This window comes from Nonomuraea soli (genome assembly GCF_013761175.1).
GTDB classification, from domain to species: domain Bacteria; phylum Actinomycetota; class Actinomycetes; order Streptosporangiales; family Streptosporangiaceae; genus Nonomuraea; species Nonomuraea soli.
In genome coordinates, this window is the sequence record NZ_JACDUR010000003.1 from 537,114 (window position 1) to 558,102 (window position 20,989).

Consider the following 20,989-nt stretch of genomic DNA (forward strand, 5'->3'; position numbering starts at 1 on the left):
GGGCGCCCATCCCGATCCCGCTCCCCAGAGGAGACCGCGATGACGAACCGATTCCGCCCGCCCTGCGGCCTGGCCAGGCCACTGCTCGTCTTCGGCCTGCTGAGCGCCGCAATGGCCACCACCCTGCCGGACGCCTCCGCGAACACCGACGCCCACCCCTGGTCGGGCCTGTACTTCAACGGCTTCAGGCACCCGTACCAGGACGGCCACCCCAGACGCAGCCCGTCCGCCGCCGAGGCGTTCATCACCGTCCCGTGCCTCCCCGACACCGCCCCCGCCGGGACCTACTACACCTGGGTCGGCCTGGGCGGCGTCCGGGAACGCCCGATGGTCCGCGCCGGCCTGGCGGCACGGCTCGTCCGCGACGGCGGCCGCGTCGAGAAGTCGTACTTCGCGTTCGGCGAGTATCTGGTCAACCGCCCGAGCTTCGCCGACTCCCCGCGCGGCCCCCGCCCCCGCTCGCGTGTCCCGTCGGACGGCTCCCGCATCGACGCAGGCGGCGACGGTTTGGCCATCACGTGCGACTCGTCGATGTTCTTCCGCGTGCACGCGGGGGGTGACGTGATCGTGGGCACCCGCCGCGCCCGCGTGGCGAACTACCCCACCCGATGGCGTCCGCGCTTCAGCTCGGCGCAGTTCGTCGTCCAGGACGCCGTGGGCGCGCCGCTGTTCCGGGCGGCGGGCGGGGCCGCGATGGACAACCCCCGGGTGCTGAACGGCGGTTCCACACTGGGCGTCGGCGAGCTCGCGTGCCTCCAGGGGACGGTCAACCCGTGCGCGAAGTGGGTGCAGGCCGGGGTGGACGTGGTCCCGCCGAGCGCGGACCGGCCGTCGAACCTGTGCTTCCGCCCCGCCACGACCCGGCCGTCCGCCCCGCCGCCGAGCTACCCGGGCGAGCTGTTCCCCGGCGGCGACGCCCGGCCCGTCAGGAACGTCTGCTGACTCACCTCACCTCACCTCACGGAGGCACGAGCGCCGCCAGCGGGACGTGGTGCTGTCCGGCGTGAATGTCGCGGTCGCGCAGCCCTCCCTGCGCGACCGGGCGGGGGAAGGAGATCTTCACGACGTTCAGCGCCGGGATGCGGAAGATCAGCACGTCCGCCGGGTCCAGCGCGTACAGCCGTGCGACGACCTCCTCGTTGACGAACTCCTCGTCGGCGACGATCGCGTAGTCCTCGGCCGAACGCATGAACAGCTCCATGGTGATCCAGAACGGTCCCGCGTTCTTGGACCGCACCTCCAGGGCCAGCTCTCCGAGCGTGAGCTTGCGATCGTCAGTCACGGGACGCCTCCTCGGCGATCTCGACGCGGAACAGCTCGGACGGTTCGTCGACGTCCACGACGTGGTTCAGCACGAACTCGTACGCCGGGCCGCGCTCGATCTCCGCGGGCGAGGTGGCGAAGGCCAGGCTCGGCAGGTAGGCCATGTCAGGGGTCGGCAGGTGCAGCATCAGCGGATTGGCGATCTTGGCCACGGCGGTGGCCGTGGCCTGGTCGGGGGCGTTGACCAGCAACATCGCCCCCACCTCGCGCGGCGGGCCGGTCGCGGGATCGAGGTCTTCGAGCACCGCGTTGTAGCCGTACAGGCGCAGGTCCACGGCGTACTGCGGCGGTTCGAGCCCGAGCGTCTGCCGCACCCTCGCACGGAGGATCCTGTGCATCAGAGCGGCCCACTCCTCGATCTTGGACAGGATGTGCGGGTCACGGATCGCGGTGAACGACATGGTCTCGTAGCCCGTGACCCGGGCACCCTCGAGCTTGATCGTGTGCTGGTCGGCGAGCTCGAAGCGCGAGCCCTCCACGCGGACACGCCGCTCGTCGAGCGCCGTGTAGACGGCGTCGGAGACGTCGAGCGTGCCCGCGGGCTCCCGCATACGGAACGGGTCGACGGTCTCGTACAGCATGTGGGCGGCCACCGAGGTCGGCGTGCAGGCGTTGGCCGGGTCCAGCGGCTCGATGGTGAAGCCGTCGTGGTCGATGGTGGCCAGGACGCCTCCCGCGCGCGGGTTGGTGGTGCACTGGCCGCCACACTCGACGATCTTGGAAGCGTGCCAGGTCGGCCCGGCGGGCATGCCCAGCATCAGCGGGTACGCGGCGGCCACCGCGGTGTCGGTGGCCCGCCCGGCGAGCACCACGTCGGCCCCGGCCCGCAGCGCCGCGACGATCGGCTCGTGGCCCATCATGCCGACGATGTGGCTGCAGGAGTCGAGCGTGGCGGCGTCGAGGTCGCCCAGCGGCGGCAGCGGATGGACACGGCCCTCGTTGAGCCGCTCCTTGAGCGTCTCAGCCCGCTGCTCGCTGTAGATGCGGGCGATCCTGAGGGTCAGGCCCTCCTCGCGCAGGATCGTCTCGGCGATGCCCGCGACCCAGTCGACGCCGGAGTCGGTGCCGCTCGTGCCGCACGAGCCGATGACCACCGGGATGCCGGCCGACGCCGAGGCGCGCAGCAGGATCCGCAGGTCGCCCGCCACCGCGGCCGCCGCCGTCTTGGCAGTTCCTGAGCCCAGGTAGTAGGGCCCGGAATCGGTGGAGCCGCCGTCGACGGCGATCACGTCGGCGCCCAGCGCGATCCCCCGGTCGACCGTCTCGCGCGGGAAACCCGCTCCGAGCATCCCGACCGGGGTCAGTACCCTGACCGACTCCCGTTGAGCCTCTGTCATCTCGTCCTCGTTTCTTCGGTGGTCAGCAGGTGGGCGTTGAGCGAGGAGCGTGGCCGTCCGCGCAGGGCGGCCACCAGTTCGCGGGCGCCCTCGATGCCGGCGGCGCGGCGTGCTTCGGCGGTCTGGCCGGCCAGGTGGGAGTAGACGGTGATGCCGGGCACGCCGCGCAGCGGGCTGCCGGCCGGGAGCGGCTCTGTCTCGGTCACGTCCAGGGCCGCTCCTGCGATCCGCCCGGCTTGTACGGCCTCGGCCAGGGCGTTCTCGTCGACGATCGCGCCACGTGCGGTGTTGATCAGGTGGGCGGTGGGCTTCATCCTGGCCAGCGCGGCTGCGTCGATCAGCTGCCGGGTGGCGGGGGTGAGGGCGGCGTGCAGGGAGACGAAGTCGGAGGCGGCGAGCAGGTCGTGGAGCTCCACGAAATCGACACCGGGATCGTGCTGCGGCGTCCTCGTGGTGCACAACACCCTCAGCCCGAAGGCCTTCGCCAGCGGCACCACGGCGCGGGCGGCCGAGCCGTACCCGAGAAGCCCGAGTGTCTTGCCGCGCAGCTCGCAGCCGTCCTCGCGCGGCCACCCGCCCGCCCGGACCCCGGCCGCCACGGGCACCAGGCGGCGCGCCTGCGCCAGCAGCAACGCCATCGTGTACTCGGCGACGGCGTTGGCGTTGACGCCCGGCAGGTTGCTCACCGAGACGCCCGCGCGAGTGGCCGCCTCGACGTCGACGGAGTCGTGGCCCACGCCCGTGCGCACCACCGCCCGCAGCCCGCAGACCTGGGCGAAAACCCGCGCCGTCATCGGCTCGTTGGCGATCAGCGCACCCTCCGCGCCATCGAGGATCGCGACCAGCTCATCGTGTCCGCGGGTCCCGCGCAGGGGGTGGTGACGCGTGGCGAAGCCCTCCTGCCGCAGGAGGAGGTCGACCTCGTCTCCTGGCTCCAGGTAGTCGGTGGTGACCACGACGACGCGCGTCACAGGGACCTCCCCTGCGCCGCGGCGCCGCGCTGCAGCCGGTCGACGCGGATGACCAGCACGATGGCGATGAGAGCCAGGACCGTGATGTGCAGGAGCATCAGGTGCCAGCCGGTGAGATCGACCGCCAGCCCGACGAGGGCGGGACCTGCCATCGCGCCACCCGCCCAGCCGACGGTGTACAGGCCCGTGTACGTGCCGACGACCCTGGACGACGGGGCCAGGTTCCACAGGACCACGACTGCGTTGATCATGAATCCGGCCGCGCCCGCCGCCGCGAGGCACAGCGTGACCATGGTCGCGACAGGGTTCTGGACCACGGTTCCCAGGATCGTGCCGACCGCGAAGATCGCCATTCCGACCATGATGACCCGCAATCGCCCGAAACGCTCGGCGAGCAGGGCCGCGGGGAAGGCGGCCAGGATGTACGCGATGCCGCTGGGCAACGTCAGGCCGCCCGCCTCGCCGTCCGACAGACCCAGCGCCTCGACGCCGTAAGGGGTCATGAGGGCGCGCGAGGCGGCCCAGGCGCTGCCGAAGACGAACACGGTGACGATCATCAGCAGGCGGCTGCGGTCGGGGTCGCGGGCCAGGTCGCGAAGGATCGCACCGATCTTCGTCCCCTGCCCCTCGGCACCGGCCGTCACGGCACCCGTCGCGGCGGCGCCCTCTGCGGCGGCACCCTGTGTGGCGGCGCCCTCTGTGGCGGTGGCCTCTCCGGGGGCGCCCCTCACCGCCGCGTCCGCCGCATCCTCCGCGAGGGCCGCCTGATAGCCGTCCGAGTCGCTGTCACGAACCTTCCAGACCAGTACGGCGGCCGCCGCCAGCATGAGCCCCGCAGGTACGGCGAACGCCAGCTGCGGATGGTCGTCCACGAGCAGCAGGCTGACCAGCGCCGCGACGATCACCGTCAGTGCCGCAGCCGTCTTGACCGCCGCGTTGGCCCGGCTCCGGCGCTCCGGCCTGATGAAGTCGGGCAGAAGCGACTCGCTGATCGGCTTGAAGCTGTTCATCACCACCGCGTAGAGGAAGATCAGCAGGATCAGCCATCCCAGCGAGGAGGCGTGCGGGATGAGCAGGAACAGCACGGCGCCCAGCGGCATCATGACCGCCAGGTAGGGGATGCGACGCCCCCACGCGGTCCGGGTGTTGTCGGAACGGTTGCCCATGGCGGGCTGGATGAAGACCCCCAGCAGGTTGTCCATGCCCATGAGCAGCCCGATCACCGCCGCGCTGGCGATGTAGTCGCGCAGCAGCTCGGGGACGCGGCTGTCGTAGAAGTTCCAGGTCGACTCCTGCGCGAAGACGGCGAGGGCCACGTAGAACGTGATCATTCCTCCGGAGTGGACCGCACGTCCTTGGGTTTCGCTGCTCACTGACGACCTCCTCGGGGGGTGTGGCAGGCGTCACAATACTTGCTATAGCAAAACTGTCAAGCAACAGCATCGGCCTTTGCTACGGTGAACTCATGACGGTCAAACCGCCAGCCGACGCGGGCAGCGAAACCCGGGCCGACCTCGCCTACCAGTCCCTGCGCGAAGCGATCGGGTCAGGCGCGCTGCGCCCAGGGCAGAAGGTCACCGAGCGCGGCCTCGCCGAGCAGCTCGAGGTCAGCCCCACCCCCGTACGCGAAGCGCTGCGCCGCCTGGAGCAGGACGGGCTCATCCAGCGCACCGGCCCCCGCACCGTCGTCGTCGCCGACATCGCCGAACGCGCCATCGCCGACCTCGCCGAGGTCGAGATCGGCCTGCGCGGCCTGGTCGCCCGCTTCGCCGCCAGGCACGCCACCGCCGACCAGCTCGACACGCTCGACACGATCCTCGACGCCACCGACGACCTGCTGATCGTCATCGTCACCCGGCACCGCAACGGCGAGAACGTCGAGCGGCAGCTCATCGCGCTGCTCGACCACATGCAGGACTTCAACGAGACCCTGAACGCGTGCGCGGCCAACCCGGTGCTGGTGCGGCTGCTGGAGCAGTCGCAGGTGTTCTCCAAGCCGGAGCGGCGGGCGCGCATCCTCGGCCAGATCGCCGTGAACGACCGGTTCGGGCTCGACCGCTACTCCACCCACCGCGCCCTGGTACGCGCCCTGCGCGAGGGCGACTCGGCGACCGCCGAGCGGCTCGTCATCGAGGACGCCCAGGGGTCCCTGACGGACCTCGGCGCCCACACGGAGCGGAGACCACGATGACGCCCACCGGCCAGCCAGAAGCGCCGACCCCGATGTCCGCCACCGTCGCCCCTCCTCCCTCCGCCACCCACCGCATCGCCGTGATCCCGGGCGACGGCATCGGCACCGAGGTCGTGCCGGAAGGCCTGCGCGCCCTGGAGGCGACCGCCGGCGTGTTCGGCCTCGACCTGCGCTTCGACCACTTCGACTTCGCCAGCGCCCCCTACTGGCAACGCCACGGCACCATGCTCCCCGACGACTGGCACGACACCCTCGCCGCCTACGACGCGATCTTCTTCGGCGCCGTCGGCTGGCCCGCGGTCGTTCCCGACCACGTGTCGTTGTGGGGCAGCCTGCTCCAGATGCGCCGCGGCTTCGACCAGTACGTCAACCTGCGCCCCTGCCGCCTCATGCCAGGAGTGCGCAGCCCCCTCGCCGGGCGCGAACCGGGCGAGATCGACTTCCTGGTCGTGCGGGAGAACACCGAGGGCGAGTACTCCAGCATCGGAGGCCGGATCTTCGAGGGCACCCCGCGCGAGACCGTCCTCCAAGAGACCGTGATGACGCGGGTCGGCGTCGACAGGGTGCTGCGCTACGCCTTCGAGCTCGCCTCGCGCCGCCCGGCCCGCCACCTCACCTCCGCCACCAAGAGCAACGGCATCTCGATCTCGATGCCCTACTGGGACGAGCGCGTCGAGGAGATGGCCAAGCACTTCCCCGACGTCGCCCACGACAGGTGCCACATCGACGCGCTGGCGGCCAACTTCGTCCTCCACCCCGACCGCTACGACGTCGTGGTCGCCAGCAACCTGTTCGGCGACATCCTGTCCGACCTCGGGCCCGCCTGCACGGGCACGATCGGCATCGCCCCGAGCGCCAACATCAACCCCGACCGCGCCTCCCCGAGCCTGTTCGAACCGGTGCACGGCTCGGCCCCCGACATCGCCAGGCTCGGCATCGCCAACCCGGTCGGCCAGATCTGGTGCGCGTCGATGATGCTCGACCACCTCGGCCACCCGGACGCGGGCGCCCACCTGCTGGCCGCCATCGAGGACGTCCTCGCGGCGGGCCCCTCCGACGCCCCGCTCACCCCCGACCTCCACGGCCGCGGGACCACCGAGGAACTGGGCGCCGCGATCGCCGACCGCATCAGGGAGCGAGCGCCGATTGTCGGCCGGGGATGACATCATCCAGCTCATGACCGAATCATTCAGCGCCTTGAAGGACGAGTTCCTGACCTTCACCTCGGAGATCATCTGGTGCACCGTGACCACGGTCGACGGCCAGGGGCGCCCCCGCTCACGCATCCTGCACCCGATCTGGGAAGTGATCGACGAACGCCCCGTGGGCTGGATCTTCACCGCCAACGCCGGCGTCAAGGGAGCCCACCTGGCCGCCAATCCCCAGGTGGCCTTCTCCTACTGGAGCCCCGAGCAGAACGTCGTCCTCGGCGAGGCGGCCACGTCGTGGGTCGACGACGTCGAGACCAAGCGCCACGTGTGGGAGATGTTCACCACGGCCCCGCCGCCGCTCGGCTACGACCTGCGCGAGTTCGGCTTGCCGGGACCCGAGTCCGAGGGCTTCACGGTGCTGCGCCTCGATCCGTGGCGAGTCCAGGTCCTCGACGCGGCCAGCTTCGCCCGCGGCAACTTCACCCCCCGGACGGCGCTCCTGAAGTGACCCCACCCCGGAGACGGTGACGCCCGGCACGGCAAACCTGGGGCTCTCCGCATGCCGGCCGAGACAAGCTGCAGACTGCCCGGCTGCTCCGCCGCGCCCACCTGCCAGACCGCACGGCCAAGGCAAGGCCGCGGGCTCCCCGACTGCTCCGCCGAGCCGCGCCCGTCCGCACGGCCGAGGCGAAAGCTGCAGGCTCCCGGCTGCCTCGCCGGTCCCGGCCGCCCGGCTGCCCCGACCGGGACAAAGCTGCAAGGCCGCCCGGCTGCTTCGTCGCGCCCACCTGCCCGGCCGCCCGACCGCACGGCCGAGGCAAAACCGCGGGCTCCCCGGCTGCTTCGGCACGGGGAGCTGAGGGTGCGGGAGGACTGTACGCGACGCTCTACGAACTGCACGCCAGGAACTACCAGACGGAGGATCAGTCGAACATGTCGGTCTCAGAGCGCACGATCTGGTCGTAGAGCGGCTGGAAGTTGATCCAGCCGACCAGGTCGTTGCCGATCTGGCCGTGGGTGAGCTTGGCCTGGTCGTGCTCGATCGACACGGTTGGGCCCGCCGCCTTGGCCAGCAGCTGGGCCTGGCACGAACGCTCCATCGTGATGAACCACCAGGCGGCGGCGTCGACGGAGTCGCCCACGGTCAGCAGGCCGTGGTTGCGCAGGATGACGGCCTTGTGCGAGCCCAGCGCGGTGGCGATCCTGCGGCCCTCCTCGGTCTCCAGCACCACCCCCGTGTAGTCGTCGAAGAGGCCGTGGTCCTCGTAGAAGGCGCAGGCGTCCTGGGTCAGCGGTTCCAGCTGGGTGCCGAGCGACGACAGCGCCTTGCCGTACACCGAGTGGGAGTGAGCGGCGGCGACCGCGTCGGGGCGGGCCTGGTGCACCATCGAGTGGATGGCGAAGGCCGCCTGGTTGACGTGGTACTTGCCGTGGACGACCTGGCCCTCATGGTTGACCAGGATCAGGTCGCTGACCCTGATGTGCTTGAAGCTCATGCCGAACGGGTTGACCCAGAAGTAGTCGCTGTGCTCGGGGTCGCGGGCGGTGATGTGCCCGGCCACGCCCTCCTCGAAGCCGAACCTGCCGAACAGGCGCAGTGCGGCCACGAGGCGTTCCTGGCGGTGCCGCCGCTCGTCCTCGACGTTGTCGAACTTCTGCGGGAGGCGGAAGGTCAGCTGGTCGGTGGGGATGGGGTCGAGGTTCACGTCGTCTCCGCATCGAGCGAGGGCCGGGGTTCCAGAATCTCGCTCGGTGCCGGGGGTCACAACGGGCACAGGTCGTGAATCTGGCCGCCGGGATTGTGCGGTGGCACAATGCGCGGCGTGAACGGACCAGGACCTGCGGCGTTGACCGCCCGGCTACTTGCCCGAGTCGACGAGCTGGCGATCCTGCTGGCCCGCCGGGTGCGGGCGGCGGAGATCGAGCTGGCGGTTGTGCCGGAAGACGACGTCGCCTCGGTCTGCGCCGAGCAGTTGCGGGTGTCGCTCGCCCATCTCGGCGGCGGGTCGGCGTCGCCGGCCGACGTCGCCAAGGCCAACGCGCGCAGGCGGGCGCTGCGCGGCATCCCGCTGGCGGCGCTGCTGCACAGTTACCGGATCGGCACGCAGTTCCTGTGGGAGCGCATCGCCGCCGAGACCACGCCCGCCGAGCATGCCGTGCTCATCGAGAGCGCCGGGGAGTTGTGGCTCGGCCTCGACCTGCTGTCGGAGACGATCCGCGAGGCGTACCGGGAGGTGGAGGCGGAGCGTGAGCTGCGGGACAGGCTCGATCGTGACCGCCTGTTCGACGCGCTCCTCGGCACCGACCCCGCGCGGATCCGGGAGGCGGCCGACGCGCTGGGGCTGCCCCAGCGCGGGCGTTTCCACGTCATCGCCGCCGACGCCACCGCCGACCTGCCGGCCACGGCGGTGCAGCGTCACCTTCCCGCTGAGCGGCTGGCGGTCATTGCCATGCCGGCCGCCCTCGCGCCAGGCCTCGCCCCCGACGACACGCCCAGCGGCCCATCCACCAGACCGCTCGGTGGCCCGGTCATCGGCGCGCTCGGCGGCCCGTCCAATGGCCCGCTCAGCGGCGCGCTCGGCGGCCCGTCCAAGGGCCCGCTCGGTAGGCCGCCCAAAGGCTCACCCAGCGGCCCGTCCACCAGCCCGCTCGGTGGCCCGTCCAATGGCCCACTCCCCTCTTTCCCGCTTCTCGCGGGTGGGCGTTTCGGGGTCAGTCCCGTCTACCACCAGCTCTCCCAGACCGCCGCGGCCCTGCGCCTGGCCCGGCTGGCGCTCGCGGCCGTGCCGTACGGCGCCGAGGCCGTCTGCCATTACGGCGACCGCCCGATCGCCACGCTGATCGCCGGCAGCCCGGAGACCGCGGACGACCTGGCCCGCCGGATCCTCGGCCCCCTGCTCGACCTCCCTCGCGACGAGCGGGACACGCTCATGTCCACCGCCCGCGCCTGGTTCGACGCCGCCGGTTCGACGCCGGCCGCGGCGACCGCGCTGTTCTGCCATCGCAACACGGTCCGCTACCGGCTCGGCAAGCTGCACGAGCTCACCGGCCGCTCGGTCGACCACCCGGTGGAGGCGGCCGAGCTGCTCCTGGCCCTGGAGACAATCACGTTGCTGGAATACCCCAAGGGGGTATAGCGTTGCGGGCAATCGAGGAGGACACGATGAGACGCCTTCAACCACTCGACCCCCAGCAGGCCCCCGACCAGAAGTCCCGCGAGATCCTCGGCGACATCGTCGCCAGGGGCGGCAGCGTGGGCGACATGGTGGCCACGATGGCCCACTCGCCCGCCCTGCTCCAGGGCTACCTGGAGTTCTCCCGCGCGATCAAACGCGTGAAGATCCCCCGCCCGCTGAGCGAGAAGATCTCCCTGGCGCTCCAGGAGTGGATCGGCTGCTCGATGTGCCTGTCGGCGCACACCAGGGCCGCGCGGGGGGCGGGCCTCAGCGAGGCCGACATCGAGCTGGCCCGCCAGGGCACCTCCACCGACGCGCGCGAGGCCGCCCTGATCGGCGTGGCCGTCCGCGTGCTGGCCGAGCCCTCGTCCCTCACCGACGAGGACGTGGCCGAGCTGCGTGCCCACGGGTGGAGCGACCGGGTGATCGCCGAACTCGTCGGCCTCGTGTCGCTGAACCTGCTGACCGGCGCCTTCAACCTGCTGATCGGCTTGGAGCCCGAGCCGGCGGACTGACCTGGGGGCCGCGGGGCAAGGGCGCACACCCACGGTCGGGCGCCGAGTGTCGAAAAGTCGCGCCATATCACTGTCAGTCAATGCCAACCTTTGCACGGAAAAGCGCGTCTCACCCGCATGGGACTGTTGTTCTCCGGCACTGCCGCGACCGTCGCCCTGCTGCTCACGGCGGCACCGGCCCTTCAGTGGAAGGTCGTCCACCACGACCGGCACGCCTCCTACGACGCGGTGACCGTGACGCCGGGCGGAGCGGTCTGGGTCGCCGGGACCAGGAGCGGCAAGCCCGTCCTGCTGAAGAACCTCAAGCGGGTCACCGGACCGGGCTTCCGCGTGAAGCGTCTGGCCTCGGCCTCCGACACCCGGGTCTGGGCCTTCGGCACGACGCGATACGCCCGGTGGGACGGCAAGCGCTGGCAGGTCAAGCCTTGGCCGTACGGCCGGGTGGACCGGGCCCAGTCCATCGGCAGGAACCTGTGGGTCATCGAGGACTCGACCACCTTCTCCGGCAGGGCCGGCTGGAAGGCGCGGTCCACGGTGCGACGCCTGGACGGCTCGGTCTGGCGCAAGGTTCCCACGCCCATCGCGATCAAGGGCCTCGACGGCAAGTGGGCGGCGGGATCGGTCCATGGCACCGCGGCGATGGCCCGCTGGTCCGGCACGACCTGGCGCGCGGTCCCCATCCCCGCGGTCCCGTCCTCGCACGCCGGCCAGATCTCGGAGCTGACGGATGTCGCCATGGACGGCGAGACCGGACGGATCATGGCCGTCGGCTGGACCGCCTGGCCGTGCGGCACGATCAAGCCCGCCTACTGCGGCGAGACCCTGCTGCTGTCCGGCTATCCGGGTGACTGGACCTTCGAGGTGCGCAAGGAGCCCGGCATCCAGCCGCGCGCCCAGGCCGAGCCCGACGGCCGGGGCGGAGCCTGGATCGTCTACGACGCCAAGGGCGCGGGCAGCCGCTTCCTGCACATCCTCCCGGACGGTGTCGAGGCGGGCGGGTTCCCGGCGGCTCCGAGCAGGAGCGCGACCGTCCGCGACCTGGCCGTCAAGCTGGGCAGCGGTTCGGTCTGGGCGGTCGGCGGCACGCCGTCCCGTCGCGACGGCTCCGTCTGGGCCTTCCGCCCCTGACGCGTGGGCCGGTTCGCGCTACGGCGAAGGCTAGGCGGTGGCCCTGACGACGAGTTCGGGCGCGAGGGTGATGCGGACCGGCGTGCGGTCGGGTGTCTCGATGACGAGCCTGAGCAGGTCGGCGGCGTTCCTGCCCGACTCGATCAAGGGCTGGCGGACGGTGGTGAGGTCGAGGCTGTCGGCCAGGAGGCCGTCGTCGAACCCGGCGATCGCGAGTTGCCCCGGAACGCTCAGCCCTGCCCGGCGCGCGCTGATGAGCAGGGCGGCGGCGAAGCCGTCGTGGTGTGCCACCAGCGCGGTGGTCTCGGGCGCGGCCTCCAGCAACGCGGGAAGGGCCGATTTCGCGGCGGCGGGGTCTCGGTCGGCCAGCTGGAACAACTCCAGGTGGTAGCCCGCCTCGGCTCCGCCCGCGTCCTGGAGCGCGCGGCGGATGCCGTCGAGGCGGAGCGAGCCTGCTGAGTCGTAGGCGGTCGCCACGTAGGGTTCCAGCACGTAGCCCAGGCGGCGGTGCCCGCTTCGCAGGAGGTGACCGGCCAGCAGATGCCCGGCGGGCTCGTTGTCGAAGTCGACGCTGGAGAAGCGCGGGTGCGCGACGTCGACCAGGACGGTGGGCGGGCCCCAGTCGGCCAGCCAGGTGGCGCGTTCCTCCGAGACCGGCAGGCCCATGATGATCATGCCGTCGACGTCTCCGCGCACGGGCAGCACGTCGAGGAGCGGCTCCTCGATCACGGTCGCGGACGGGGTGTCGTGGACGACGACCTCGAACTCCGAGCTCGTCAGCGCCGACAGGATGCCGCACAACCGGGTGCGGTAGGACTCGTAGCTGGTGAACGGCGCGATGACCGCGATCTTGCCGACGCGTTCCCTGGCCCGCTCGGAGGCGGTGGCGCGGGGACGGTATCCGAGCTGGCCCGCGGCCTCCACCACTCGCGCTCGCGTGCCCGCCTTGACCCGGTCGGGATGGTTCATCACCAGCGACACCGTCGAGATGCTGACACCCGCGCGCTGGGCGACGTCGTAGATCGTCACTTCGCCTCGGCCGCCCACATTGTCACCCTAGCGCATTGACCTGGTCGGCTCCGGTTCATAAAGTGCTTTATCGAAGCACTTCGAAAGGAGTCGGATGTGACGAGAGCCGATGTGGCCCTCGCGGCGGGTTGCGAGCCCGCCGTCGTCGAATGGGTGCGTGACGCGGAAGGGATCGCGGCCACCCTGCCCGACCTGGCCTCCCCTGACACACGGCTGTGGCGCAAGGCCGCCATCGTCCTGTCCGACGAGCTCGCCAGGAGATACACCCTCCCCGCGCCCGAGGACTGCCGGGTGACGGAGTACCTCGTGCCCACCAGGGACGGGGAGGTCACCGTCCTGCGCTACCAGGCGCCGGGCACGTCCGGCCCGCGCCCCGCGCGGCTCAGCCTCCACGGCGGCGGCTTCATCCTGGGCAGCGTGCGGGAGGAGGTCAACCACCGCATGTTGTCCGCCATGACCGTGGAGGGCGGCTGGGACCACTTCGACGTCGACTACCGTCTGGCGCCGGATCATCCCTTCCCGGCCGCCCTCCACGACAGCCTCGACGTCCTGACCTGGCTGATCGGCAACGCCGCCGACCTGGACGTCGACCCGCGGCGGGTCGGGGTCGTCGGCACCTCGGCGGGCGGCAACCTGGCCGCGATGGTCGCGATCCACGCCCGTGACGTGCTGCACCATCAGATCCTCAACGTCCCGATGACCACCATGGACCTGGAGGACGACGCGTCCTACCAGACCTATGCCGCGCTGGAGGGCTCTCTTGACCTCGCGGCCCTGCGCGGGCTGTACCAAGGGCCGGAGGAGACGGCCATGCCGATGTCGGCCGACCTGACCGGCCTGCCTCCCGCGCTGGTGATCACCGCGGAGGCCGACCCGCTGCGCGACTCCGGCGAGGCCTATGCCGTACGGCTCGGCGAGGCGGGAGTGGACGTCACCCACTGGCGTGCGCCCGGCCAGGCGCACGGCTCCTGCTCCCTCACCAGAACCTCAGCCATCGCCAGGGAGTGGCAGTCCCGCCTCGCCCTGTACACCGGAAGGAACTGACCATGGCCATCGACCCCGCGCTGATCGCCGCCGTCGCCGAACTCGGCGTCGCCCCGCCCGAGCCCTCCCAGGAACCCGCGGAGTACCGCGAGCGGGCGCTCGCCTACGAGCAGGCGATCTACCCGGCGCTCGGGCTGCCCGCCCCCGAGGTGCCGACCCGCGAATACACCGTCGACGGTGAGCTGCCGGTCAAGGTCCGCCTGTTCTACCCGCGCGAGGCGCAGGGCCGCCTGCCGGTCAGCATGTTCCTGTTCGGCGGCGCCTGGCGGCAGAGCGGCCTGCACCACCCGTACCCCGCCGCGCTCTGCGCGCTGCGCGCCGAGCGGGCCAACGTCGTCATCGCCGCCGTCGACTACGCGCTGGCTCCCGAGAACCGTTTCCCCGCCGCGCTGGAGCAGGCCTACCGGGTGCTGGAATGGCTGGTCGCGGAGGCGGACACGCTGGGCGTCGACCCCGAGCGCATCGCGTTGTCCGGGCAGTCGTCGGGAGCGAACCTGACCGCCGCCCTCACCCACGTCAACCGCGACCGCGCCAACCACCCCGTCGCCCTGCAGATCCTCGAGGTGCCCGCGCTCGACCTCACCGGCGGCCACCTGGACTTCTCGGCGGGACCCGGCTCGCTTGAGGACTTCAAGCTGGTCGTCGACACCTACCTGCCGCCGGGCGTCGCGCCGAAGGACCCCTACGTCTCCCCGCTGCTGGCTACCTCCTTCGAAGGGCTGCCGCCCGCTCTCGTGATCACCGCCGAGCACGACGTGCTGCGCGGCGACGGCGAGGCCTACGTCACCGCGCTCGCCGCCGCGGGCGTCCCCGCCGCCGGGATCCGGATGGTCGGCCAGACGCACGAGAGCGGCATGTTCGAGCAGGTGCTGCTGACCGCCCGCATCGGCCAGGCGATCGTCACCGACGCCCTCCGCGGCCTGCACGACTGACCGGAGGAACCCCCCACCATGACTGCGGTCGCCGACATCCCGGGAACCAGGCAGCGCGCCTGGTTCCTCCCCCTCTTCCTGCTCTCCTATCTCGGCGTGGCCTTCGCCACCCTGTCGGCGGGCGGGGTCTCCATCCCGCTGCGGCTGGCCGTCCTCGATCCCGCGAACAAGACCCAATGGTTGTCGATGACCGCCGCGCTCGGCGGCATCGCCGTCATGGCGGTCACGCCGCCCCTCGGCCGGCTCAGCGACGGCTCGGCCGGACGTTTCGGCATCCGCAGGCCGTACATCGTCGCCGGAGCGGTCATCGGGTCGGCGGGCATGCTCTTCCTCTCGCTCGCCCCCAGCGCGCCGGCCATCGTGGCCGGCTGGATCCTGACCCAGGTCGGCTTCGCCTCGGCGAGCGTCGCCCTGAACGCCCTGATCGCCGACCAGGTCCCCAGCCGGATCCGGGCACGCGTGGCCGCCGCGTTCGGGCTGGCCACGACGCTCGGGCCGCTGTTCGGCAGCGTCATGGTCTCCGCCCTGCCCGGCCAGGAGCCGCTGTGGTTCCTGATCCCCGTCGTGGCGGTTCTCGTGTCCAACGCCGGGCTCGTCCTGGTGTTGCGCGACATCGTGCGGACCGAGCGTGTACGGCTGGACGTGCGGACCCTGCTCGCCAGCTACTGGGTCGACCCGCGGCGGCACCCGAACTTCGCCTGGGCCTGGTTGTGCCGCTTCCTGGTCACCATGTCCATGGTCACCGTCGCGACCTACCTGCTGTACTACCTGATCGACGTCCTGGGCATGTCGCAGCAGGAGGCCGCGGAGAAGTTCGGCCTCGCCCTGGGCGCCTTCCTGGCCGCCAGCGCCGCGACCACCCTCGTCGCGGCGTGGATCTCCGACCGGACCGGCCGCCGCAAGACCATCGTCTGGACCTCCGCCGCCTTCACCGGCGCCGGGCTGGCGATCCTCCTCGTCGCCCCCACCTTCGGCATGGTGCTCGTCGCCATCGTCATCGCGGGCATGGGGCAGGGCGCCTACATCTCCGTGGACGTCGCCCTCATGACCGAGGTGCTGCCCGCCGACGCCTCGGCGGGCAAGGACCTGGGGGTGGTGGCGCTGGCCTACCAGCTCCCCCAGGTTCTCGCGCCGCTGATGGCCGCGCCGCTGATGGCCATCGGCGGCGACGGGCCGAACTACTTCGCGGTCTACGTCGTGGCCGCGGCGCTGTCGGTGCTCGGGGCGCTGGCCGTGCTTCCCGTGAAGGGAGTGCGGTAACGGTTAAGGGTCACTTCCAGGCCTGCGGGCGCAGGGGCTCGTCCAGCTCGATGCGCCCGGCCAGGTTGTCGACCAGGCCGACCAGCGTCGCGAACGCGCACTCGGTGACCAGTTGCAGCAGATCGTCCTGCCCCAGCCCGGCGGCCGCGGCCCGCCGTACCACCGCCTCGTCGACGGCGCCGCGGTCGAGCACCAGGGCCCTGGCGAAGGCGTAGACGGCGGCGTGGACCTCGTCACGCGGTTCGGCGCCGCGCCGCATCGCCTCGATGTCGTCCCGGTCGACACCCAGCCGGCCGAGCACGGTCGAGTGGAAGGCGACGCCGTACGCGTTGTCGACGGCGACGCCGACCGCCACACCGGCGACCTCCCGCCGCACGGGATCGAACGAACCGCCGCCCACGGCGCGACGCAGCCCGTCGAAGCCCGCCAGGAGGGTGGGACTGGCCGCGATCGTGGCGGCGAGGTTCGGGACGAAACCGAGGTCGGCCTCGATGCCGTCGAGGATCGCACGGGAGCCGGCCGGGGCGGACTCGGAGGTGAGAATCGGAAGGTTCATGGATGGACCTTCGCCCCGGCGGGTGCTCGGTGGCGATTCCCTCGCGGGGAAGGGACGCGGGCGCGGGCCGGTCGTAGGGTCGGTCCATGGAGTCGTCCTTCGGCGCCCTGGTGCGCTACTGGCGCAGGGTGCGCGCGATGAGCCAGCTCGACCTCGCCTCGGCCGCGATGACGACCCCGCGGCACATGAGCTTCCTGGAGACGGGCCGCTCCAACCCGAGCCGGGAGATGGTGCTCAGGCTGGCGGGCGCGCTGGACGTCCCGCTGCGCGACCGCAACGGGATGCTCCTGGCGGCCGGATTCGCGCCGCTTTTCGCGCACAGCGGGCTCGACGACCCGGCGTTGCGGCGGGTGGTGTCCGCCATCGGCCGGATGCTCGACCGCCACGATCCGCTGCCCGCTGTCGTGCTGGATCGCGGCTGGAACGTGGTGCGCGCCAACCAGGGCGCGGCGCGCCTGTTCGGCACGCTGCTCGCGCCCGCGCCCATTCCGGCGGACGCCAACGTGCTGCGGCTGATCATCGAGCAGGGGCCGGTACGCGACGCCGTCGCCAACTGGGAGGAGGTCGTGCCCGCCCTCCTCGAACGGGCACGGCGCGAGGCGGTGGGCGGCGTGCTCGACCTGGCCACCGCCGAGCTGGTGATGGAGCTCAGGTCACGTCCTGACGTCGCAGCGCTCATCGCGGCGCCGCGCACCGCACCCGCGCCGATCCCGATCGTCGACGTGCACTTCCGGCTCGGCGGCAGGATCGTGCGGTTCTTCTCGGTCGTCTCCACGATCGGGACCCCGGTCGACGTCACGGCGCAGGAGCTCCGCATCGAGGCGTTCTTCCCTTCCGACGACGAGAGCGCCGGTCGCTGGATCGGCCAGGTCGAGGAAGGCCCCCTACACGCCGGCCTGTAGCCGTACGAGCAGGACGACCACGGCGAGCAGCGCGAAGGCGACCGCGCCGGGAAAGCCCGTGGCGGGCAGGAAGGCGCGAGCACGCACGTGCACCGCGACGGCGACCAGGAAGTACAGCACGACACCGATGGCGGCGGCCAGCCCCACCCACGGGACGACGAAGCCGATCACCACTCCGGCCGCTCCCGCTGCCAGGAGCACGCCGAACGGGCGAATCAGCGACCGGGGCAGGCCCAGCCGGTCAGCGGTGATGATCGCCGTCCTGTGGTGGACCAGGTTGAGCACCGCCGCGAGCCCGAGCGCCAGCGCGAGCACCGTTCCCACGACCACGTACGCACCAGACACGGCACCCCACTACCCCCGCACGGTCCGGGAAACGGCTACCCGTTTCCTCGTGCGAGCGCGGCCACGTAGTCGTGGGCGTCCCGGGCCGCGCTGCGCCACAACGTGAGGGTCGCCGTGTCGCTCTCCTGGGCCGGGAGCGCGACCCACTCGCGCATGGTGCGCTTCCCCACGGTCACCCGCTCGGCGGTTCCCGCATCGAGGTGCCGCCCGACCTCCTCCTTGGGCAGCTTCACGATGAGCTCGCCTCCATGGCCGAGGAAGGCGAAGATCTTGTCACCGGTGCGCAGGCCCGGGTTGCGGAACATCGTTCCCAGAACGACGTCGGGTTCGGTGCTGAAGTCCGCGGCGATCTCCTCGAGGAGACCCAAGGCGTCATGCTCGACGGGCATCTCATCGTCCTTTGTTCGGCAGGAGGCGTCGGAACGCCTCGGCGGAGCCGTCGACGACCAGGCCCTGGGCTTCGGCCGCCGGCACGTTCATCAGTCCTGTGAAGAGCGCGACGAGCACCTGCGGCGGTGCGGTGATCGTCGCGTCCACGTGCCGCCCGCTCGAAGGCGGGCGTACGTCGATCCGGCCCTGCTCGGCGGTGACGTCGCAGCCGTCGTACAGGTCGCCGACGCGGACCGTGACCGCCGGCTCGCCGGGCGAGCCGTCACGGCAGAGGTGGCGCAGAGGCAACGCGAACCAGTGCACCCTGAACTCGTCGGCGTCCGGCGGGTCCAGCATCAGGGGGGCGCCCCATCGGGTGAGCTCGCGCACGACCCCGCTGAGCTCGCGGCCACGGTCGGTGAGGCCGATCAGCGTCGCGGCCACGGGCGGCGGCTCGTCGCTCCGGACCACCAGCGCCGCCGCCTCCATCTCCCGCAGTCGCTCGGCGAGCAGGTTGCTGGCGATGCCGGGCAGGCCACGTCGCAGGTCGGAGAAGCGGCAGGGGCCTTGCGTGAGGAGTTCGCGCACGATCAGCAGAGTCCAGCGGTCGCCCACCACGTCCAGGGCGCGCGCCATCGAGCAGAACTGATGGTACGAACGCATGCCTCCAGGTTAGAGTTGATGGTTGAGAAAATAAACCGTTCGGTTTAGTTTCTCAACCAATCATCGGTCCGCGCCGTCAGAGGAAGCGTGACCGTCACCGTGGTGCCCCCGTCCCGATCCCCCGTGACGAGGCAGATTCCACCCAGCTCCGCCGTACGCTCGCGCATCGACGCCCGCCCGCTCCCGGGCGGAGGCCCGTCGTCGTTGATGACCAGAAACAACGCCGAAGGTTCACGCCGCACCGAGACCCTGACCTCGGTGGCGTGATCACGAACGGCGCTCAGCGCCTCGGAGACGATCCGATAGACGGCCACCTCGACCACGGCGGGCAGATCGGACAGGTCACCGGCGAACGTCATCTCCGTGGCGGGCCCGCCGGGCCGCGCCAGCGCCCGCAGCGCGGCGGCCAGCCCGAGATCGTCGAGCGCGGGCGGCCGCAGGCCGTGGACCAGATCGCGCAGGTCGTGGGTGACCGTGTCCATGGACGACCGCAGCTCGCTCAGCAGCCCGTCCGCGGCGGCCGGAGAGTCCTTCAGGGTGCAGCGGGCCTCGCTGACGATCGCGGCCATCCCCGCGAGCGCCCGCCCCAGGCCGTCGTGCAGGTCGCGGCGCAGGCGCCGCCGCTCCTCCTCGCGGGCCGCGACGAGCCGCTCGCGCGAGCGCTGCAGGTCGGCAGCCATCCGTACGGCATGCGCGACATCGGCGACGTACGGCACCAGCACCGCGAGCACCCGCTCGTCGTGCGCGGCAGGAAACCTGCGCGGCGTGGGCGAACCCACCAGGAGCCGCCCCACCCATTCACCGTGCCAGATCAGCGGCACCTCGCGCGGGGAGTCACCCACCTTCTCGCCTGCCGTACCGGTCGAGACCAGCCGCACGCCGGACACCTCCACCGCGACGCGCTGCACCGCCAGTCCCTTGCGCAACACCTTGGCCACCGCCGCCAGCGCCTGCTCGGGGTCGCCGCGGCGCACCTCCTGGATGAGTTGCTCGACCAGCGCGGCCGGGTCGCCGACCGGCCCGTAGAAGAGCCGGTCGACGGCCCGCTGCAGCGTACGGCGCAGCGGCTGGAAGAACGCACCGGTGAGCAGAGCCGACACCAGCCCGGCGATGTGGTCGTGGCCGGACACCAGCAGGCTGGAGACGCCCGCCACGCCGAGGTAGACCGCGGCGATCACGACCAGCAGCCCCGCCGCGACGAACGCCCGGCTCAGCACGGTGTCGATCCCGTACAGGCGGTGGCGCATCACCGAGAACACCATCGCGACCGGGATGAACGCCGCCCAGACGATCTGCACCCAGTCCAGCGCGGGCACGACCAGGCCGACGAGCATGAAGGCGACGTAGCCGCCCAGGGCGAACAGCGGCCAGCCGATCTGCCTCCTGCCCACCGGATCGGCCCGCCTGAAGCGCACCACCAGCGACAGGGCGGCCAGCGGCACCGCCACCAGGATCCCCGCCCACGCCACGGTCCAGATCGTCGCGTCGTACGGCCCCAGCGCCGTGATCTCCAGCGGGTTGGGGATGCGGGCGGGCAGCGGGTAACCCTTGGCCGGCGGGCCCGGCCTCAACACCTGACGGACCAGCTCAAGGCCGATCGAGACCACACCCAGCCACGCCACCCAGCGCCAGCGCCGCGACGGCAGCCTGCCGTCCGGGGAGTAGAGCGGCAGCAGCACCTCCAGCAGAAGGCTGGAAGCCGCCCACCCGAAGTGCGCCGGGAACCTCACCCACCCCGCCAGGATGAGGTCACCCGCGGCGGCGGTGGTCAACATCAGGGCGCGGAAGAACTCGTAGACGGCGCCGCCCAGCCCGCCCAGGCACATCATCCACGCCAGCGCCAGCCTGGGCCGGGAGGCGAGCAGGAACGCGCCGAGCGCGGGGAAGGCGAGACCCGCGACGCTCAGCGGCGTGAACAACCCGGGCAGACGCCACTCGGCGGGCAGGGCGGCGTTCATGACCAGGGCCGCGGCGGCCAGGACCGGCGAGAGGACGGCCAGGACGACGGCCACCGAGAACGTCCGGGTTGCTGGCCGCGCCATCCCGCTCCTGCTCCGCCTGGGGCCCTCGATGCTGCCCGACCCTAGCGCGCCGGCC

22 protein-coding genes are annotated in these 20,989 nt (G+C 71.7%); 11 read left to right on the plus strand and 11 right to left on the minus strand.

Features of this window, described 5'->3' with window-relative positions; all coding sequences use genetic code 11:
• The first annotated feature begins 39 nt into the window (after window positions 1-39).
• Window positions 40-942 (plus strand): hypothetical protein, encoded by a 903-nt coding sequence (locus tag HNR30_RS15345; RefSeq protein ID WP_181610517.1) that lies wholly within the window; start codon window positions 40-42, stop codon window positions 940-942.
• A gap of 16 nt (window positions 943-958) precedes the next feature.
• Here HNR30_RS15345 and HNR30_RS15350 read toward each other — a convergent pair whose 3' ends face one another.
• The 4 genes from HNR30_RS15350 to HNR30_RS15365 are packed head-to-tail and all read right to left on the minus strand — an operon-like array spanning window position 959 to window position 4,962.
• A complete protein-coding gene (locus HNR30_RS15350; RefSeq protein WP_181610518.1) occupies window positions 959-1,282 on the minus strand; it encodes a DUF4387 domain-containing protein in 324 nt (107 codons plus the stop codon).
• Complete coding sequence (locus HNR30_RS15355; RefSeq protein ID WP_181610519.1) at window positions 1,275-2,660, minus strand: acyclic terpene utilization AtuA family protein; 1,386 nt, start codon at window positions 2,658-2,660, stop codon at window positions 1,275-1,277. The genes HNR30_RS15350 and HNR30_RS15355 overlap by 8 nt, the downstream gene beginning before the upstream one ends.
• On the minus strand, window positions 2,657-3,631 hold the full coding sequence (locus tag HNR30_RS15360) for a phosphoglycerate dehydrogenase (protein WP_181610520.1): 975 nt from the start codon (window positions 3,629-3,631) through the stop codon (window positions 2,657-2,659). The genes HNR30_RS15355 and HNR30_RS15360 overlap by 4 nt, the downstream gene beginning before the upstream one ends.
• Window positions 3,628-4,962 carry an MFS transporter gene (locus tag HNR30_RS15365; protein WP_181610521.1) on the minus strand — a complete coding sequence of 445 codons (1,335 nt, stop codon included), beginning with the start codon at window positions 4,960-4,962 and terminating at the stop codon, window positions 3,628-3,630. The genes HNR30_RS15360 and HNR30_RS15365 overlap by 4 nt, the downstream gene beginning before the upstream one ends.
• Window positions 4,963-5,096: 134 nt before the next feature.
• On the opposite strand from HNR30_RS15365, the gene HNR30_RS15370 reads away from it, so the two are divergent.
• The 3 genes from HNR30_RS15370 to HNR30_RS15380 are packed head-to-tail and all read left to right on the plus strand — an operon-like array spanning window position 5,097 to window position 7,481.
• Window positions 5,097-5,822, plus strand: coding sequence for a GntR family transcriptional regulator (locus HNR30_RS15370; RefSeq protein WP_181610522.1), 726 nt, complete (start codon window positions 5,097-5,099; stop codon window positions 5,820-5,822).
• Window positions 5,823-5,854: 32 nt separating this feature from the next.
• Window positions 5,855-6,985, plus strand: coding sequence for a tartrate dehydrogenase (locus HNR30_RS15375; protein WP_181611109.1), 1,131 nt, complete (start codon window positions 5,855-5,857; stop codon window positions 6,983-6,985).
• Window positions 6,986-6,998: 13 nt separating this feature from the next.
• Complete coding sequence (locus HNR30_RS15380) at window positions 6,999-7,481, plus strand: pyridoxamine 5'-phosphate oxidase family protein (protein WP_181610523.1); 483 nt, start codon at window positions 6,999-7,001, stop codon at window positions 7,479-7,481.
• A 415-nt stretch (window positions 7,482-7,896) separates the two neighbouring features.
• Here the strand turns inward: HNR30_RS15380 and HNR30_RS15385 are convergent, their stop codons facing one another.
• Window positions 7,897-8,679: a class II aldolase/adducin family protein gene (locus tag HNR30_RS15385; RefSeq protein ID WP_181610524.1), complete on the minus strand. Its 783-nt coding sequence runs from the start codon at window positions 8,677-8,679 to the stop codon at window positions 7,897-7,899.
• A gap of 117 nt (window positions 8,680-8,796) precedes the next feature.
• On the opposite strand from HNR30_RS15385, the gene HNR30_RS50125 reads away from it, so the two are divergent.
• From HNR30_RS50125 to HNR30_RS15400, 3 genes are all read left to right on the plus strand, one after another.
• Window positions 8,797-10,110 (plus strand): PucR family transcriptional regulator, encoded by a 1,314-nt coding sequence (locus tag HNR30_RS50125; RefSeq protein ID WP_181610525.1) that lies wholly within the window; start codon window positions 8,797-8,799, stop codon window positions 10,108-10,110.
• Window positions 10,111-10,136: 26 nt separating this feature from the next.
• The gene (locus tag HNR30_RS15395) at window positions 10,137-10,664 is read left to right on the plus strand and encodes a carboxymuconolactone decarboxylase family protein (protein WP_181610526.1); all 528 of its coding nucleotides are present in this window, start codon (window positions 10,137-10,139) and stop codon (window positions 10,662-10,664) included.
• 117 nt (window positions 10,665-10,781) lie between these two features.
• Window positions 10,782-11,792 (plus strand): hypothetical protein, encoded by a 1,011-nt coding sequence (locus tag HNR30_RS15400; protein WP_181610527.1) that lies wholly within the window; start codon window positions 10,782-10,784, stop codon window positions 11,790-11,792.
• 30 nt (window positions 11,793-11,822) lie between these two features.
• Here HNR30_RS15400 and HNR30_RS15405 read toward each other — a convergent pair whose 3' ends face one another.
• Window positions 11,823-12,821 carry a LacI family DNA-binding transcriptional regulator gene (locus HNR30_RS15405; protein ID WP_181610528.1) on the minus strand — a complete coding sequence of 333 codons (999 nt, stop codon included), beginning with the start codon at window positions 12,819-12,821 and terminating at the stop codon, window positions 11,823-11,825.
• Window positions 12,822-12,917: 96 nt separating this feature from the next.
• On the opposite strand from HNR30_RS15405, the gene HNR30_RS47745 reads away from it, so the two are divergent.
• The 3 genes from HNR30_RS47745 to HNR30_RS15420 are packed head-to-tail and all read left to right on the plus strand — an operon-like array spanning window position 12,918 to window position 16,057.
• Window positions 12,918-13,865 carry an alpha/beta hydrolase gene (locus HNR30_RS47745; RefSeq protein WP_181610529.1) on the plus strand — a complete coding sequence of 316 codons (948 nt, stop codon included), beginning with the start codon at window positions 12,918-12,920 and terminating at the stop codon, window positions 13,863-13,865.
• Window positions 13,866-13,867: 2 nt separating this feature from the next.
• Window positions 13,868-14,797, plus strand: coding sequence for an alpha/beta hydrolase (locus HNR30_RS15415; RefSeq protein ID WP_181610530.1), 930 nt, complete (start codon window positions 13,868-13,870; stop codon window positions 14,795-14,797).
• An 18-nt stretch (window positions 14,798-14,815) separates the two neighbouring features.
• Entirely contained in the window at window positions 14,816-16,057 is a 1,242-nt protein-coding gene (locus tag HNR30_RS15420) for an MFS transporter (RefSeq protein ID WP_181610531.1), read from the plus strand.
• Window positions 16,058-16,067: 10 nt separating this feature from the next.
• Here the strand turns inward: HNR30_RS15420 and HNR30_RS15425 are convergent, their stop codons facing one another.
• Window positions 16,068-16,613, minus strand: a complete 546-nt coding sequence (locus HNR30_RS15425) for a carboxymuconolactone decarboxylase family protein (RefSeq protein WP_181610532.1) — start codon at window positions 16,611-16,613, stop codon at window positions 16,068-16,070.
• An 86-nt stretch (window positions 16,614-16,699) separates the two neighbouring features.
• On the opposite strand from HNR30_RS15425, the gene HNR30_RS15430 reads away from it, so the two are divergent.
• Window positions 16,700-17,515, plus strand: coding sequence for a helix-turn-helix transcriptional regulator (locus tag HNR30_RS15430; RefSeq protein WP_181610533.1), 816 nt, complete (start codon window positions 16,700-16,702; stop codon window positions 17,513-17,515).
• Here the strand turns inward: HNR30_RS15430 and HNR30_RS15435 are convergent.
• From HNR30_RS15435 to HNR30_RS15450, 4 genes are read right to left on the minus strand one after another with little or no spacing between them, the layout of a single operon-like run.
• The gene (locus tag HNR30_RS15435) at window positions 17,498-17,860 is read right to left on the minus strand and encodes a DoxX family protein (RefSeq protein WP_181610534.1); all 363 of its coding nucleotides are present in this window, start codon (window positions 17,858-17,860) and stop codon (window positions 17,498-17,500) included. The genes HNR30_RS15430 and HNR30_RS15435 overlap by 18 nt on opposite strands.
• A gap of 35 nt (window positions 17,861-17,895) precedes the next feature.
• Complete coding sequence (locus HNR30_RS15440) at window positions 17,896-18,249, minus strand: hypothetical protein (RefSeq protein ID WP_181610535.1); 354 nt, start codon at window positions 18,247-18,249, stop codon at window positions 17,896-17,898.
• A gap of 1 nt (window position 18,250) precedes the next feature.
• Window positions 18,251-18,892 carry a winged helix-turn-helix transcriptional regulator gene (locus tag HNR30_RS15445; RefSeq protein ID WP_181610536.1) on the minus strand — a complete coding sequence of 214 codons (642 nt, stop codon included), beginning with the start codon at window positions 18,890-18,892 and terminating at the stop codon, window positions 18,251-18,253.
• A gap of 44 nt (window positions 18,893-18,936) precedes the next feature.
• Window positions 18,937-20,934, minus strand: a complete 1,998-nt coding sequence (locus HNR30_RS15450) for a sensor histidine kinase (protein WP_181610537.1) — start codon at window positions 20,932-20,934, stop codon at window positions 18,937-18,939.
• Between the last annotated feature and the right edge of the window lie 55 nt (window positions 20,935-20,989).

Coding starts and splice junctions, on each gene's coding strand:
- HNR30_RS15345 (WP_181610517.1), top strand. CDS start 40: ATGACGAACCGATTCCGCCCGCCCTGCGGCCTGGCCAGGCCACTGCTC.
- HNR30_RS15355 (WP_181610519.1), bottom strand. CDS start 2,660: ATGACAGAGGCTCAACGGGAGTCGGTCAGGGTACTGACCCCGGTCGGG.
- HNR30_RS15365 (WP_181610521.1), bottom strand. CDS start 4,962: ATGATCACGTTCTACGTGGCCCTCGCCGTCTTCGCGCAGGAGTCGACC.
- HNR30_RS15370 (WP_181610522.1), top strand. CDS start 5,097: ATGACGGTCAAACCGCCAGCCGACGCGGGCAGCGAAACCCGGGCCGAC.
- HNR30_RS15375 (WP_181611109.1), top strand. CDS start 5,855: ATGTCCGCCACCGTCGCCCCTCCTCCCTCCGCCACCCACCGCATCGCC.
- HNR30_RS15380 (WP_181610523.1), top strand. CDS start 6,999: ATGACCGAATCATTCAGCGCCTTGAAGGACGAGTTCCTGACCTTCACC.
- HNR30_RS15395 (WP_181610526.1), top strand. CDS start 10,137: ATGAGACGCCTTCAACCACTCGACCCCCAGCAGGCCCCCGACCAGAAG.
- HNR30_RS15400 (WP_181610527.1), top strand. CDS start 10,782: ATGGGACTGTTGTTCTCCGGCACTGCCGCGACCGTCGCCCTGCTGCTC.
- HNR30_RS15415 (WP_181610530.1), top strand. CDS start 13,868: ATGGCCATCGACCCCGCGCTGATCGCCGCCGTCGCCGAACTCGGCGTC.
- HNR30_RS15420 (WP_181610531.1), top strand. CDS start 14,816: ATGACTGCGGTCGCCGACATCCCGGGAACCAGGCAGCGCGCCTGGTTC.
- HNR30_RS15425 (WP_181610532.1), bottom strand. CDS start 16,613: ATGAACCTTCCGATTCTCACCTCCGAGTCCGCCCCGGCCGGCTCCCGT.
- HNR30_RS15430 (WP_181610533.1), top strand. CDS start 16,700: ATGGAGTCGTCCTTCGGCGCCCTGGTGCGCTACTGGCGCAGGGTGCGC.
- HNR30_RS15440 (WP_181610535.1), bottom strand. CDS start 18,249: ATGCCCGTCGAGCATGACGCCTTGGGTCTCCTCGAGGAGATCGCCGCG.
- HNR30_RS15445 (WP_181610536.1), bottom strand. CDS start 18,892: ATGCGTTCGTACCATCAGTTCTGCTCGATGGCGCGCGCCCTGGACGTG.
- HNR30_RS15450 (WP_181610537.1), bottom strand. CDS start 20,934: ATGGCGCGGCCAGCAACCCGGACGTTCTCGGTGGCCGTCGTCCTGGCC.